The sequence below is a fragment of the Janibacter hoylei PVAS-1 genome, assembly GCF_004025845.1.
Classification (GTDB): domain Bacteria; phylum Actinomycetota; class Actinomycetes; order Actinomycetales; family Dermatophilaceae; genus Janibacter; species Janibacter hoylei.
Genome location: NZ_PIPF01000005.1, coordinates 110,748 through 124,088, shown reverse-complemented (window position 1 = coordinate 124,088; position 13,341 = coordinate 110,748). Strand labels below are relative to the sequence as shown.

General features: G+C 71.9%; 13 protein-coding genes, 1 tRNA gene and 1 riboswitch. Of the genes, 7 read left to right on the top strand and 7 right to left on the bottom strand.

Going from position 1 to position 13,341, the window contains the following annotated elements:
• The first annotated feature begins 85 nt into the window (after window positions 1-85).
• The gene (locus tag CWN80_RS05785) at window positions 86-1,567 is read left to right on the top strand and encodes an NAD-dependent succinate-semialdehyde dehydrogenase (protein ID WP_007926462.1); all 1,482 of its coding nucleotides are present in this window, start codon (window positions 86-88) and stop codon (window positions 1,565-1,567) included.
• A gap of 25 nt (window positions 1,568-1,592) precedes the next feature.
• A complete protein-coding gene (locus tag CWN80_RS05780; RefSeq protein ID WP_007926461.1) occupies window positions 1,593-1,925 on the top strand; it encodes a DUF952 domain-containing protein in 333 nt (110 codons plus the stop codon).
• A gap of 15 nt (window positions 1,926-1,940) precedes the next feature.
• On the opposite strand, the gene ybaK is transcribed toward CWN80_RS05780, so the two are convergent.
• Together ybaK and CWN80_RS05770 are read right to left on the bottom strand one after the other, a co-directional pair.
• The gene (gene ybaK / locus CWN80_RS05775) at window positions 1,941-2,447 is read right to left on the bottom strand and encodes a Cys-tRNA(Pro) deacylase (protein ID WP_007926460.1); all 507 of its coding nucleotides are present in this window, start codon (window positions 2,445-2,447) and stop codon (window positions 1,941-1,943) included.
• Between the two features lie 12 nt (window positions 2,448-2,459).
• A complete protein-coding gene (locus tag CWN80_RS05770; protein ID WP_007926459.1) occupies window positions 2,460-3,920 on the bottom strand; it encodes a protein adenylyltransferase SelO in 1,461 nt (486 codons plus the stop codon).
• Window positions 3,921-4,104: 184 nt separating this feature from the next.
• Here CWN80_RS05770 and ppk2 point away from each other — a divergent pair, with 184 nt between their 5' ends.
• The 3 genes from ppk2 to CWN80_RS05755 all read left to right on the top strand — a co-directional run bounded on the left by ppk2 (window position 4,105) and on the right by CWN80_RS05755 (window position 6,561).
• Window positions 4,105-4,995 carry a polyphosphate kinase 2 gene (gene ppk2 / locus CWN80_RS05765; RefSeq protein WP_007926458.1) on the top strand — a complete coding sequence of 297 codons (891 nt, stop codon included), beginning with the start codon at window positions 4,105-4,107 and terminating at the stop codon, window positions 4,993-4,995.
• 226 nt (window positions 4,996-5,221) lie between these two features.
• Window positions 5,222-5,908 (top strand): membrane protein YczE, encoded by a 687-nt coding sequence (gene yczE, locus CWN80_RS05760; protein WP_051987921.1) that lies wholly within the window; start codon window positions 5,222-5,224, stop codon window positions 5,906-5,908.
• A gap of 38 nt (window positions 5,909-5,946) precedes the next feature.
• A riboswitch (SAM riboswitch) is annotated at window positions 5,947-6,061 on the top strand.
• A 32-nt stretch (window positions 6,062-6,093) separates the two neighbouring features.
• Complete coding sequence (locus CWN80_RS05755) at window positions 6,094-6,561, top strand: OsmC family protein (RefSeq protein ID WP_007926456.1); 468 nt, start codon at window positions 6,094-6,096, stop codon at window positions 6,559-6,561.
• Window positions 6,562-6,582: 21 nt separating this feature from the next.
• Here CWN80_RS05755 and CWN80_RS05750 read toward each other — a convergent pair whose 3' ends face one another.
• From CWN80_RS05750 to CWN80_RS05740, 3 genes are all read right to left on the bottom strand, one after another.
• Window positions 6,583-8,478: a SelB domain-containing protein gene (locus CWN80_RS05750; protein ID WP_040881008.1), complete on the bottom strand. Its 1,896-nt coding sequence runs from the start codon at window positions 8,476-8,478 to the stop codon at window positions 6,583-6,585.
• Window positions 8,475-9,827, bottom strand: a complete 1,353-nt coding sequence (selA, locus tag CWN80_RS05745; RefSeq protein WP_007926452.1) for an L-seryl-tRNA(Sec) selenium transferase — start codon at window positions 9,825-9,827, stop codon at window positions 8,475-8,477. The genes CWN80_RS05750 and selA overlap by 4 nt, the downstream gene beginning before the upstream one ends.
• A gap of 41 nt (window positions 9,828-9,868) precedes the next feature.
• Window positions 9,869-9,964: transfer RNA gene (locus CWN80_RS05740), tRNA-Sec, on the bottom strand.
• 81 nt (window positions 9,965-10,045) lie between these two features.
• Between CWN80_RS05740 and selD the strand changes: the two genes are divergently transcribed.
• Window positions 10,046-11,047, top strand: a complete 1,002-nt coding sequence (gene selD, locus CWN80_RS05735) for a selenide, water dikinase SelD (RefSeq protein ID WP_007926451.1) — start codon at window positions 10,046-10,048, stop codon at window positions 11,045-11,047.
• Window positions 11,044-11,436, top strand: a complete 393-nt coding sequence (locus CWN80_RS05730) for a rhodanese-like domain-containing protein (protein ID WP_007926450.1) — start codon at window positions 11,044-11,046, stop codon at window positions 11,434-11,436. The genes selD and CWN80_RS05730 overlap by 4 nt, the downstream gene beginning before the upstream one ends.
• Before the next feature lie 99 nt (window positions 11,437-11,535).
• On the opposite strand, the gene CWN80_RS05725 is transcribed toward CWN80_RS05730, so the two are convergent.
• Together CWN80_RS05725 and CWN80_RS05720 are read right to left on the bottom strand one after the other, a co-directional pair.
• Window positions 11,536-11,964, bottom strand: a complete 429-nt coding sequence (locus tag CWN80_RS05725; protein WP_007926449.1) for a hypothetical protein — start codon at window positions 11,962-11,964, stop codon at window positions 11,536-11,538.
• A gap of 92 nt (window positions 11,965-12,056) precedes the next feature.
• The gene (locus CWN80_RS05720) at window positions 12,057-13,328 is read right to left on the bottom strand and encodes an L-lactate MFS transporter (RefSeq protein WP_007926448.1); all 1,272 of its coding nucleotides are present in this window, start codon (window positions 13,326-13,328) and stop codon (window positions 12,057-12,059) included.
• Window positions 13,329-13,341: the final 13 nt, after the last annotated feature.

The following is a 13,341-nucleotide window of genomic DNA, read 5'->3' as shown; positions in this document are numbered from 1 at the left end:
CCTCCGAGGTCGGGTTGTTCGTCTGATTGTTGACAATACGTCTACGGTTGGGGAGACGGCAAGGACGCTGACGAAGGAGCCTTCCATGACGACCACCGACACGCCACAGGTCACCCGCGAGCAGGAGCGCGAGGCCATCGCCTCGGTGCCCACCGGCCTCTTCATCGGGGGCGAGTGGCGCACGACCCGCGCGACGATGCCGGTCGACGACCCCTCGACCGGCGAGCACCTCGTCGAGGTCGCCGACGCCGACCCCGACGAGGCCGCTGCGGCCCTTGACGCCGCCGTCGCGGCGCAGGCGGAGTGGGCTCAGGTGCCGCCCCGCGAGCGCAGCGAGATCCTCACCCGGGCCCGTGACCTCATGCTCGCCGACGTCGACCGGCTGGCGCTGATCATGACCCTCGAGATGGGCAAGCCCGTGGCGGAGGCGAAGGGGGAGGTGGCCTACGCCGCCGAGTTCTTCCGCTGGTTCGCCGAGGAGGCCGTGCGCATCGACGGCGGCTACATGACCGCGCCGGCGGGCGGCTCGCGCTTCCTCGTCGCCAAGCAGCCGGTCGGCCCGTGCATCCTCATCACCCCGTGGAACTTCCCCATGGCGATGGGCACCCGCAAGATCGGGCCGGCCATCGCCGCAGGGTGCACGTCGGTCGTCAAGCCCGCCGCCGAAACCCCACTGTCGACCCTCGCGCTCGCCGACATCCTCGTGCAGGCGGGCCTGCCGACGGGTGTGGTCAACGTCGTGACGACGAGCAAGAGCGACGACGTCATGCGCCCGATGATCCTCGACCAGCGCTCGCGCAAGATCTCCTTCACCGGGTCGACCCCGGTCGGCAAGCACCTGCTCGAGCTCGCCGCGAAGACCGTCATGCGCACGTCGATGGAGCTCGGCGGCAATGCGCCCTTCCTCGTCTTCGACGACGCCGACCTCGACGTCGCCGTCGACGGGGCCATGGCGGCGAAGATGCGCAACATCGGCCAGGCCTGCACCGCGGCCAACCGGATCCTCGTGCAGCGTCCGGTCGCCGAGGAGTTCGCCCGTCGCCTGGGGGAGCGGATGGGTGCCCTGCCGATGGGGCGCGGTGTCGAGGATGGCGTCGTCGTCGGCCCGCTCGTCAACCAGAAGGCGGTCAACAAGGTCGACGAGCTCGTCCGCGATGCGCTCGACCGCGGGGCGACCGCGCAGCTCGGCGGCGCCCCCGCGGACCGCGACGGCTACTTCTACCCGGCGACCGTGCTCACCGGCGTGCCCGCGGAGGCGCAGATGGGCAGCGCCGAGATCTTCGGCCCGGTCGCGGCGATCACCGAGTTCGACACCGAGGAGGAGGCGATCGCGCTGGCCAACGACACCCCCTTGGGCCTGATCTCCTACGTCTTCACCCAAGGCCTCGACCGCGGTCTGCGGGTAAGCGAGGCGCTCGAGGCCGGCATGGTCGGCCTCAACCAGGGCGTCGTCTCCAACCCCGCCGCCCCCTTTGGCGGGATCAAGGAGTCCGGCGTCGGCCGCGAGGGCGGCTTCACCGGCATCGACGAGTTCCTCGAGACGAAGTACATCGGCATCAAGGTCTGACGTCCGACGCGGCAGGATGGGAGCCATGACCCTCCAGCACATCGCCCTCGAGTCCGACTGGCAGGCGGCGCAGTCCGCCGGCAGCTATCCCGTGTCCACGCGCGGGCGGACGATCGCCGAGGAGGGGTTCATGCACTGCAGCGGGTCGGCGGAGCAGCGCGACGGGGTGGTGGCCCGCTTCTACGCCGACGTCACCGAGCCGCTCCTCGTCCTGACGATCGACGAGGCCTCGCTCGAGGGGCACGGCCTCGACGTGCGCTACGAGCCGGCGGTCCTCGGTGGCGACGAGCTCTTCCCGCACGTCTACGGCGGTGACCTGCCGATCGGGTGCGTCAGCCAGGTCGACCGCCTCCGCTGACCGACGAAGGAGGAGTCAGCTCCCCTTTGCGATGGCGGCCGTGATCGCCCCGGTGACGTCGACGAGGTCACCCGGCGCGAGCTCCAGGTCCAGCCCCCGCCGCCCACCGCTGACGAAGACGGTGTCGTGGGTGAGGGCTGACTCGTCGAGCACCGTTGTCAGAGAGCGCTTCTGGCCGATCGGGCTGATGCCGCCGACGACGTAGCCGGTGGTCTTCTCGGCGAGCGCTGGGTCGGCCATGCCGGCCTTCTTCGCGCCGACGGCCGCGGCGAGGGCCTTGAGGTCGAGCTGGTGGTCGACGGGCACGATGCCGACGACGAGCCCGTGGTCGCGGGGCAGGTCGGTCTGTGCGAGCAGCGTCTTGTAGACCCGAGCGGGCTCGACCCCGAGCGCCTCTGCGGCCTCGAGCCCGTAGGACTCGGCCCGCGGGTCGCGGTCGTACGGGTGCTCGGTGAACTCGATGCCCGCGGCGGCCAGCGCTCGTGTGGCCGGGGTGGCGCCGCCCTTCGCCTTCTTGCCCATGGGCCCAGTGTCCTAGGTCCCGCAGTAGGTGATGTAGCCGCGGGTGAAGTCGGGGTCGGCCGGCTCGGCGTAGCGCCCCCACTCCTCCCGCTCGTCGAAGGGGGACCGTAGCGCCTCCAGCAGCTGCTCGAAGGGGGCGAGGTTGCCCGTGTGCGCCACGGCGAGAGCCTCCTCGACGAGGTGGTTGCGGGGGATGTGGACCGGGTTGGTCTCATCCATGATCGCGGCGCTGGCCGCGGGGTCCTTGCCCTCGCCGTGCAGGCGGGTCCGCCACCGGTCCTGCCAAATCTGCCACCGCGGCAGGTCCTGGATGCGGTCCAGGGTCGGCGTCGGCTCTTCGCGCAGCACCCGGGCGAGGTCGCGGAAGAGGCCGGTGAAGTCCAGCGCCTCCGCCGCCGCGACCTGCAGCAGGTCCTCGACGAGCCCGGTGTCCTCGGCGACAGCGCGGCTCAGGCCGAGCTTGCGCCGCAAGAGGTCGAGCCGGTGCTGCTCGTAGGCCGGGGTGAAGGCCTCGAGCCGCTCCTGCGCCTGCGTCACGAGGTCGTCGGCCTCGCCCTCGGCGAGCGGGATGAGGCACTCGGCGAGCCGCGCCAGACCCCACGTCGCCATCGTCGGCTGCGCGGAGTAGCGGTAGCGGCCACCGGTGTCGACGCTGCTGAAGAAGGTCTCCGGGTCGTAGGCGTCGAGGAAGGCGCACGGGCCGTAGTCGATCGTCTCGCCGGAGAGGGTCATGTTGTCGGTGTTCATCACCCCGTGGATGAAGCCGAGGGACATCCACTGCGCGACGAGTGCGGCCTGTCGCTCGACGACCGCGGACAGCAGCGCCATCGGGTCCCGCGGCGGCACGTCGGGGTGGTGGCGGGCGCGCGCGTGCTCGACGACGGCAGCGAGCTGCTCGCGGCTGCCCTGGCTCGCGACGAGCACGAGCGTGCCGATGCGCAGGTGCGAGGCCGCGACCCGGGTGAGGACGGCGCCGGGCAGGGGCCGTTCACGCAACACCTGCTCACCGGTCGCGACGGCGGCCAGGGCGCGCGTCGTCGGGACGCCGACCGCGTGCATGAACTCGGAGACGAGGACTTCGCGCAGCACCGGGCCGAGGGCCGCACGGCCGTCACCGCCCCGGGAGAAGGGAGTGCGCCCGGACCCCTTGAGTGCGATGTCGCGGCGTCGGCCGTGGGTGTCGACGACCTCCCCGAGCAGATGCGCCCGACCGTCGCCGAGCATCGGGGAGAGATGACCGAACTGGTGTCCGGCGTAGGCCTGGGCGATCGGCTCGCAGCCGTCGGCGATGGCATTGCCCGCGAGGACGGCCACCCCCTCTGGGGAGCGCAGCTCCTCCGGGTCGAGGCCGAGCTCGACGGCGAGGCCGTCGTCGAGCGCCAACAGCTCGGGGGCGCGCACGGGGACCGGGTCGACCCGGACCCCGAGCCAGCCGAGGTCGCGGACGAAGGTGTTGTCGCAGGGCCACCTCATGCCCCCACCATCGCAGACGCTCACGCGCGTCGAGCAGGTGGCCGGCCCAGTGGAGCGCTGCGTGATGACGTCGTCGGGCTGGCTGCCCCCTTCGGGTGGACGATGCCCTCCTGCACGGTGACCCACGGGGTTCGCGTCGTCTGGTGTCCACCTTCCGTCAACCTGACCTTGGTATCCATGACCCATGCAGCAGAACCTCCGCGAGTACATCGACCGGCTCACGGTCGAGGGCTACACCGTGCGTGACGACCAGGGCGACGACCCGATGCTCATCGCCCCCGACGGCAAGGCCGTCGAGACCTGGCGGGAGAACTACCCGTACGACGAGCTCATGGAGCGCGAGGAGTACGACGTCCAGAAGTACCTGCTGCAGATCGAGCTGCTGAAGTTCCAGTACTGGGCGCAGGACACGGGGCGCAAGTTCGTCGTGCTCTTCGAGGGCCGCGACGCCGCGGGCAAGGGCGGGACGATCAAGCGCTTCACCGAGCACCTCAACCCGCGAGGCGCCCGCGTCGTCGCCCTGACCAAGCCCTCGGAACGAGAGCTCGGGCAGTGGTACTTCCAGCGCTACATCCAGCACCTGCCGACGAGCGGCGAGATCGTCCTCTTCGACCGCTCCTGGTACAACCGCGCGGGCGTCGAGCGGGTCATGGGATTTTGCAGCGACGAGCAGTACGAGAGCTTCATGGACCAGGCCCCGAAGATCGAGCGGATGCTCGCCGACGCCGGGGTGCACGTCACCAAGCTGTGGTTCTCGGTGACCCAGCAGGAGCAGCGCACCCGCTTCGCCATCCGCCAGATCGACCCGGTGCGCCGGTGGAAGCTCTCCCCGATGGACCTCGAGAGCCTCGACAAGTGGGAGGCCTACACCGAGGCCAAGGAGGAGATGTTCCGCCGCACGGACACCCGCCACGCGCCGTGGACGGTCATCAAGTCCAACGACAAAAAGCGCGGCCGGATCAACGCGATCCGCTTCTTCCTCAACCAGTTCGACTACGAGGGCAAGGACTCGCAGGTCGTCTTCACGCCCGATCGCAAGGTCGTCTCCCGAGGCCGCAAGACCGAGGGCGACTGATGCCACCCGGTCCCTGAGCGGGTCCCACGTTCCGCGTGGGCGGTCGCTCAGCGACCGTCTCGAAGGTGGTCCCTGAAGAGGTCGCTCAGCGACCGTCTCGAAGGTGGTCCCTGAGGAGGTCGCTCAGCGACCGTCTCGAAGGTGGTCCCTGAGGAGGTCGCTCAGCGACCGTCTCGAAGGGCCGGCAAAGGTCGACATCGTGGCCGCCCGGGTGCAGGGTGACCCCGTGACCAAGGATGCTGCCACCCGCCTGCCCCACGGCCGGGCCCTCGCCGACATCGGCCCGATCGAGCAGCTGCGCGCCGGCCGCCTCGGCGTGCGCCTGCCGCTCCTGCTCGCCGGGCTCTTCCTCTACGGGGCGTCCATGGCGATGGTCCTGCGCGCGACCCTGGGGCAGATCCCGTGGGACGTGCTGCACGTCGGCGTCTCGCACCACATCCCGCTGAGCTTCGGCACGATCGTCATCGGCGTCTCGCTGCTCGTGCTGCTCGGCTGGATCCCCCTGCGGCAGAAGCCCGGTCTGGGCACGATCGGCAACGCCCTGCTCATCGGTCCGTCGGCCGACCTCGTGCTGTCGATCCTCGACGAGCCGTCCGGCACGGTCTGGCGGGTCGTCCTGCTGCTCGGCGGCGTGGTGCTCAACGGCGTCGCGACGGGCATGTACATCGGGTCGCAGTTCGGCCCCGGCCCGCGCGACGGTCTGATGACCGGCCTGGCTCGCATCACCGGTGGTTCGATCCGGGGCGTGCGCACCGGCATCGAGGTCGCCGTGGTCGCCGTCGGCTGGCTGCTGGGCGGCACCGTCGGGGTCGGCACGATCCTCTACGCCGTGGCCATCGGGCCGCTGGCACAGCTCTTCCTGCCGCTCTTCACGGTTGAGCTCGGGCGCCCCGTCCCACCCTCCAATACATAACTGGACATTATGGATCGGATCATGTCACGTTATGGGTAGGTCATGAGTCCCAGCGCGAAGCCCCGGCTGGCTGGGCGGCAACCCTCCTCCCTTCGGTGGGGTGCCCCGGGTGAGGACCTGGGCGCGGTCGACCGACCGGGCCAAGCGAGGGGCGTTGCCGCCCCGTGACCCACACAGGAGCACCCATGTCCGCCACCGCATCGACCGTCCTCACCTCGAGCGTGCAGGGCCGCCTCGTCACCGGGACCGAGGTCGCGATCACCTCCCGCCAGCACGAGTTCACCATCGACGAGCCGGAGAGCCTCGGCGGCGCCGACCGGGGCGCAAACCCGATCGAGCACCTGCTCGCCGCCCTCGCATCGTGCACCGTCATCAGCTACCAGGTCTGGGCCGGCAAGCTCGGCATCGCGGTCGACTCCATCGACGTCGACCTCGAGGGCACGATCGACCTCGCCGGGTTCTTCGGCACCGACGAGACCGTGCGCCCCGGCTTCCAAGGGATCGAGCTAGGAATCCGGGTCGCCGGCCCGGCGAGCGAGGCGGACTACCGCCGCCTCGAGCAGGCCGTCGCCGAGCACTGCCCCGTCCTCGACAACCTGACGCTGGGCGTGCCGGTCACGACGTCCCTCGAGGTGGCTCCCGCCGCTGCCTGAGGGCCACGCCGGGGCTACTTACTATCGCGCGACCTCGCGCAGCGATCCGTCGACCCGTCGGGTCCAGCCACGTGAGTCGAGGTGCTCGAGCAGCGGCACGGCCACCCGGCGGGTCGTGCCGAGCGCCTGCCGGGCGGCGCTCAGGGTGAAGGGCTGCTCCAGCCCCGCCAGCACCCGCATCGCCCGGGCCGGACCGTCGGGCAGCAGCACGACGTCGTCGGGCAGTCGCAGCAGCCGCCCGAGGCGCGCGGCCGCGGCGAGCTCAGCAGGCCCTAGGCCGAGGTCGTCGAGGTCGCCCCGTTCCGGTGCATCGAAGGGGGAGTCCCGCAGCCTCCCTTCGACCGCCGCGACCCCCACCCCCGCGGGACCGAGGCCGGCCGCGGACGGATCGTGGACCCGGCCGCCGGTGATCGTCAGGTCGGTGCCCGAGACGAGGCTGCGGACGAGCTCGGGGCCGAGCGGCGCAGGGAGGTGCTCCGGCAGCAGCAGTGCCCTGGCGGCCTCGGCGACGGGCATCCCTGCGCTCAGGCGATCGGCACCGTGGTGGGCGGCGACCGACTCGACGAGCTCGGCTCGCCATGACTCCCAAGCCCGGGAGTCGACCAGCCAGTCGCCCTGCCGCACAGCGGTGCTCGGCACCGGCAGGCCCAGTCGTTCGAAAGTGGCGACGCGATCTGCCGACCGGGAGCGCAGACGGGTCGTCGCGAGATCACCTCCGGCCAGGGCCTCGGTGCGGCGGGCGGCGGCACCGCGTCGGGTCAGCGGGAGCGGGTCGACGTCGAGGACCCGCACGGCCCACAGCCGCCGGCTGCCCGGGTCGCGCAGGATCGCCCGGTCGCCCACCCGCCACGGCAGATCTACGCGCGCCGACAGCCGGGCGAGGTCGTCACCGAGCGGCCGCACGTGCACCGGCACGTCGATCGACCCCACGTGCAGCGTCGCCTGCTCCGGCACCCCCGCGCCGTCCTCGAGGTCGTGCGCACCCTGTGGCATTTCCCTAGGGACATGCGTCCCCGGTCGCATCTCCCTAGGGAAATGCGTCTCCTTCCGTATTTCCCTAGGGAAATGCCGGCCAGGCGCGCCACCCACCTCGGTGAGCCGCACGTCGACGGTCGGGGCGAGCGCCCAGGCCCCAGGGGTGAGCAGGGCGGCCGTGCGCCCGACCTGATCGACGCGGCGCAGGTTGACGGCCGTCCGTGACACCGGCCCGACCTCGTCGCGGGCCTCGTCCTGGCTGTGCAGCCCGCGGACCGTCACCTCGCGGGTGGAGCCGTGGTCGAGCAGCAGCAGCCGGTCGCCGGTGCGGATCGTGCCGGCCCCGAGCGTGCCCGTGACGACGGTGCCCGCACCCGATACCGAAAAGGCCCGGTCGCACCAGAGTCGCACTGCCGCAGCGGGATCCGGCTCGGGCAGCCGGGCGGCGAGGTCGGCGAGCGCGGTGCGCACGTCATCGAGGCCGATCCCCTTCGACGCTGCCACCTCGACCGCCGGCACGTCGAGACCGGCCCCGGCCAGGCGCCGACCCGCCTCGCCACGGACCGCTGCAATGCGGTCGTCGTCGGCGAGGTCGCAGCGGGCGATGACGAGCAGCCCGTCGGTGATGCCGAGCGCCCGCACGGCCGCGAGGTGTTCGCTGCTCTGCGCCTGCCAGCCCTGATCCGCCGCGACGACGAAGACCACGGCCGGCGCCGGCCCCAGCCCCGACAGCATCGTCCCGACGAACCGCTGGTGCCCCGGCACGTCGACGAAGGCCACCTCGGCCCCGCCCGGCAGCGCCGTCCACGCATAGCCGAGCTCGATGGTCAGGCCGCGCTCCTGCTCCTCGGCGAGCCGGTCGGGGTCGCGCCCGGTGAGGGCGCGAACGAGCGTGGACTTGCCGTGGTCGACGTGGCCGGCGGTCGCGAGCACCCGCCTCATGACGAAGGGGGCCCCGCGCCGGTCGCGTCGTGGGCAGCGCTGTCGCCCAACGCCGCTCGTAGAGCACGCTCGATGTCGGTGTCTCGCTCGGGCGGCACGCACCGGAGGTCGACCAGGCCCCGGCCGCCCTCGACCCGGGCCAGCACGACGGGCACGTCGCCCGGGGGCCGCCGCAGCCGCTCGACCGCCTCGACGGGCACCTCGAGAGCCCAGCCGGGCAGCGGTACGCCGGGGGCACCGCCACCCCCGACGCGGCCGTCGACTCCGACGACGTCACGATGCAGCGCCGCGGCCAGGGCGTCGACCCTCGGCCGCAGTTCGTCGGCGGTCGCGCGCAGGGCTGCGGTGACCGGTGGCACTGGGCCACGCACGGTCGCCTCGAGCGCGGCGAGGGTGAGCTTGTCGACCCGCAGGGCCCGGGCGAGCGGGTGGCGGCGCAGCCGCTCGACGACCTCGGCGTCACCGAGGACGAGGCCGGCCTGGGGCCCGCCGAGCAGTTTGTCGCCGCTGGCGGTCACGATCGTCGCGCCGGCGCGCAGCCAGGTCGTCGCGTCGGGTTCGTCGGGTAGCAGTGGGTCGGGGGTCAGCAGCCCGGAGCCGATGTCGGCGACGACCGGCACCGGTGAGCCGTCGGGCCGGGTCAGCCCGCGCAGCTCCTCCAGCCCGACCGACGTGGTGAAGCCGTCGACGCGGAAGTTGCTCGGGTGCACCTTGAGCACGCACCCGGTCTCGGGGCCGATCGCGTCGGCGTAGTCGCGCAGGTGGGTCCGGTTGGTCGTGCCGACCTCGCGCAGGCGCGCGCCGGTCGAGGCGATGAGGTCGGGCAGACGAAAACCGTCGCCGATCTCGACCATCTCGCCGCGCGAGACGACGACCTCGCGGCCGGCGGCCAGGGCGGTCGTTGCGAGCACGAGGGCGGCCGCGCCGTTGTTGACCGCTAGCGCACCAGCCGCGTCGGGCACGGCCTCGAGCAGTGCGGCCAACGCGCCGGCACCCCGTCGGCTGCGCGCCCCGGTCGTCAGGTCCATCTCGACGTCGACGTAGCCGGCGGCATCGACGACGGCCTCGATCGCGCTGGGGGACAAGGGTGCTCGCCCGACATTGGTGTGCACCACGACGCCCGTCGCGTTGAGCACCGGCCTCAGGGACGAGGCCCGGGCCGGGAGCGACGCCAGCGCCGCACCGGCCACGTCCTCCGGCGGGATCTCGCCGGCCCTCGCCCGCTGCTGGGCCGCGACGATCGCCGCGCGCACCACCGGCCGACCGAGACGCTCCGCCGCCGCGACGAAGGGGGGATCCGCCAGCAGCGTGTCCGTGCGCGGGATCGACCGGCGCGGGTCCTCGCTCACGGGCGCTGCTCCCTTCGTCGGGCGTGGTGGTCGTGCAGATCTGGCGGAGGCGGACGGGAATCGAACCCGCCAGACCGAGATGCTCGGCCTCACCGGTGTTGAAGACCGGGGGGACCACCAGGAACCCAGACGCCTCCGAGGGACACCCTAGACAGTCGGACGCCCGCGATGCCGATGGCGACCGCGGCTCTGACGAGTCCTGGACCTACGGTGGGTCCATGGAGCCGATCCGCCTGACCCAGTACGCGCGCGGCGGAGGCTGCGCCTGCAAGATCCCGGCCGGCGAGCTCGAGCAGATCGTCGCCGGTCTGCACGCCACCGCACCGCCGGGGTCAGACGTCCTCGTCGGGCTCGACGACGGTGACGACGCGGCTGCCGTGCGTATCTCCGGTGGTCAGGCCGTGCTGTCGACGACCGACTTCTTCACCCCAGTCGTCGACGACCCCTACGACTGGGGGCGGATCGCCGCAGCCAATGCCGTCTCGGACGTCTACGCCATGGGTGGCGACCCGGTCATGGCGATCAACCTCGTCGCCTGGCCGCGCGAGCTGCTGCCGACCGACCTGCTGCGCGAGGTCCTGCGCGGTGGGCTCGACATCGCCATCGAGGCCGGCTTCCCCGTCCTCGGTGGCCACAGCATCGACGCCCCCGAGCCGATCTACGGCATGGCCGTCACCGGCACCGCCGACCCCGAGCGGCTCATGCGCAACGACGCGGCGGAGGCCGGTCTGCCGATCAGCCTGACCAAGCCGCTCGGCGTCGGCGTGCTCAACAACCGGCACAAGGCGACCGGCGAGCGGAGCGAGGAGGCGATCGCCTCGATGGTCACCCTGAACCGCGACGCCTCCCGGGCCGCCATCGCGGCGGGCATCCGGGCGGCGACCGACGTCACCGGATTTGGTCTGCTCGGCCACCTCTACAAGATGACTCGCGCCTCGGGCATCGCCGCTCGCGTCGACGCCGCGGCCGTGCCCTACGTCGCCGGTGCTCGCGCAGCCCTTGCCGCCGGGCACGTCCCCGGTGGGTCGCAGCGCAACCTCGACTGGGTGCGGCCGCACCTCGCGGCCGACGGCATCGGCGAGGACGAGCTGATCCTCCTCGCCGACGCGCAGACCTCCGGCGGCCTGCTTGTCGTCGGCGAGGTGCCGGGCGCCCCGGTCGTCGGCGAAACGGTCGCGGCCGGCTCCCTCGGTGACGGCGTGCTCGTACAGGTCTCGTGAGCGAGGTCGACCGGGTCCTCGAGGCGGCTCGGGCCAGCCTGACTCGGTTCACCCCGCAGCAGGCCCACGACGCGGCGAAGGGGGGAGCCCTCCTCGTCGATACCCGCACCTCCGCGCAGCGGGCCCGGCAGGGCGAGCTGCCCGGCGCGCTCGTCATCGACCGCACCGTCCTCGAGTGGCGGCTCGACCCGACCTGCCCGCACCGCATCCCCGAGGCGCTGCCCGGGACCCGGGTCGTCGTGCTGTGCCGACAGGGCTACAGCTCGTCGCTGGCGGCGCACTCTCTTCGCTCGCTCGGGGTGGACGCCACCGATGTCATCGGCGGGGTCGAGGCCTGGGCCGCCGCCGGCCTGCCCCTGCACACCGGCCCCGCCGACATCCGGGAGTGACCGGTCGAGACGCGAGGATGCCCTCCGTGACCTCGCGGAGCGTCACGGAGGGCATCGGCCGGAACCGGGGCCCGGACGTGCGGGCTGGCGGGCTGCGCCTCAGACGGGGACGTGCCCGATGTAGTAGCGCTGCACGTAGACCTTGGAGATGTAGACGCTGCCGGTCTTCGTGAGCTTGCTGGCCGTCGGGTACATGGTGGAGCCGTAGCCGGTCGGGGTACGCCAGCTCTTGGTGCACCGCGTCACGTACTTCGAGCTGTTGGTGAAGGAGGCGACGGTGCCGAAGGCCGTCGGCTGCAGGTTGGCCTTGGTGGTGCCCTTGCCGACGACGCAGTACCGGTAGGTGGCTCCCGGGACGGGCTTGAAGGAGCGGCCCAGCGTCGTCCACGAGGAGTACGAGAGGGACTTGCCGACGGTGGACGTCGACACGGTGCTCCAGCCGGAGGCGTTGGCGGGTGCAGCGGTGGTGCCGGCGATGCCCGCGGCCATGGCCACCGCCGCGGCCACGCCGAAGAGTCGAGTGCGCATGTGGAGTTGTCCCCTGATCTCGTGATGGTGGCCGACCCCGTGCCAGCCGGGTAGAAGACTGCCAGAGCCGCACCACCGTGCGCCAGAGGTGATCAGGCGTGCTGCGGCTTCCTTGTGATGACGGGGATGATCGCCCCCACGAGGGCGATGACGCCGACGACGGTGAAGGCGAGCGTGTACGCCTGGTCCTCGCCGATGAGCCACGAGATGAGCAGCGGGCCGACGACGCCACCGATCGACCAGCCGATGAGCATCAGGCCGTAGATCGCGCCGGAGTTCTTCACCCCGAAGAAGTCTCCGGCGGTCGACGGGAGGGTGCCGAAGGCCCCGCCGTAGCAGGTGTAGACGATCGCGCACAGCACGTAGAAGGCGACCGCCGAGCCGGCGTGGGGGATCGCGAGCAGAGCGAGCCCCTGCAGGCCGAGGATGCCGATGAAAGCCGGCATCCGCCCGATCTTGTCGGAGACCGCCGCCCAGAGGATGCGGCCGCCGCCGTTGAAGAGGCCCATGACACCGACGAGGGTCGCGGCCGCCGCAGCACTCATGCCGGCGACGTCGGTCGCCGTGCCCGCGGCGACCGAGATGAGCGAGATGCCCGCCGTCACCGAGATCGTTAGGATGAGCGTCAGCAGGTACCACTGCGGGGTGCGCATCGCCTCCTGCTGGGTGAAGTCCTTGCCGGCGGTGCTGGCGGGAGCAGCCCCCTTCGCCGCGGCCGTAGCGCCGCCGACGGTGTAGCCGGCCGGGGGGTTCTTGAAGACCGAGGCGCCGACGAGACCCATGACGAGGTAGGCGATGCCGAGGTAGAGGAAGACCTTGGTCGGGTACTGCTGGAAGTCATCGCTCGAGTCGATGAGCCGCTGCGCGAGCGGCGAGGTGATGACCGCACCGAAGCCGAAACCACCGACGGCGATGCCGGTGATCAGGCCCCGCTTGTCGGGGAACCACTTCTGCAGCATGGCGATCGGCACGATGTAGGCCAGGCCGAGGCCGAAGCCGCCGAGCACGCCGTAGCCGAGGACGAGCAGCCACAGGTCGGAGGCATCGCGCGCGAAGCTCGCGAGGATGATGCCGATCGAGTAGATCGTCACCCCGACGAGGGCGACGAGTCGTGGCCCCTGCTTGTCCTGGATCCGCCCACCGAGGAAGGTCCCGACGAAGATCATGCCGATGGCGACCTCGAAGGGGATGGTCGCCTGCACCTTGGTCAGCTCCAGCGCCGACGGGTCGGCCTGGATCGCCTTGCTGAAGGTGCTCCACGCGTAGACCGCGCCGATCGCGAGCTGGACGAGGACGCCGCCCGCGAGGATGAGCCAGCGGTTGCCGCCGGCGCTCGTCGGGGCCTGCTCGGTTGCCGTGCTCATGGAATCTCCCACT

What these genes read in the sequence shown, in the direction of transcription:
- CWN80_RS05785 (WP_007926462.1), top strand. Translation starts at nt 86, where the DNA reads ATGACGACCACCGACACGCCACAGGTCACCCGCGAGCAGGAGCGCGAG.
- CWN80_RS05780 (WP_007926461.1), top strand. Translation starts at nt 1,593, where the DNA reads ATGACCCTCCAGCACATCGCCCTCGAGTCCGACTGGCAGGCGGCGCAG.
- ybaK (WP_007926460.1), bottom strand. Translation starts at nt 2,447, where the DNA reads ATGGGCAAGAAGGCGAAGGGCGGCGCCACCCCGGCCACACGAGCGCTG.
- CWN80_RS05770 (WP_007926459.1), bottom strand. Translation starts at nt 3,920, where the DNA reads ATGAGGTGGCCCTGCGACAACACCTTCGTCCGCGACCTCGGCTGGCTC.
- ppk2 (WP_007926458.1), top strand. Translation starts at nt 4,105, where the DNA reads ATGCAGCAGAACCTCCGCGAGTACATCGACCGGCTCACGGTCGAGGGC.
- CWN80_RS05755 (WP_007926456.1), top strand. Translation starts at nt 6,094, where the DNA reads ATGTCCGCCACCGCATCGACCGTCCTCACCTCGAGCGTGCAGGGCCGC.
- CWN80_RS05750 (WP_040881008.1), bottom strand. Translation starts at nt 8,478, where the DNA reads ATGAGGCGGGTGCTCGCGACCGCCGGCCACGTCGACCACGGCAAGTCC.
- selD (WP_007926451.1), top strand. Translation starts at nt 10,046, where the DNA reads ATGGAGCCGATCCGCCTGACCCAGTACGCGCGCGGCGGAGGCTGCGCC.
- CWN80_RS05725 (WP_007926449.1), bottom strand. Translation starts at nt 11,964, where the DNA reads ATGCGCACTCGACTCTTCGGCGTGGCCGCGGCGGTGGCCATGGCCGCG.
- CWN80_RS05720 (WP_007926448.1), bottom strand. Translation starts at nt 13,328, where the DNA reads ATGAGCACGGCAACCGAGCAGGCCCCGACGAGCGCCGGCGGCAACCGC.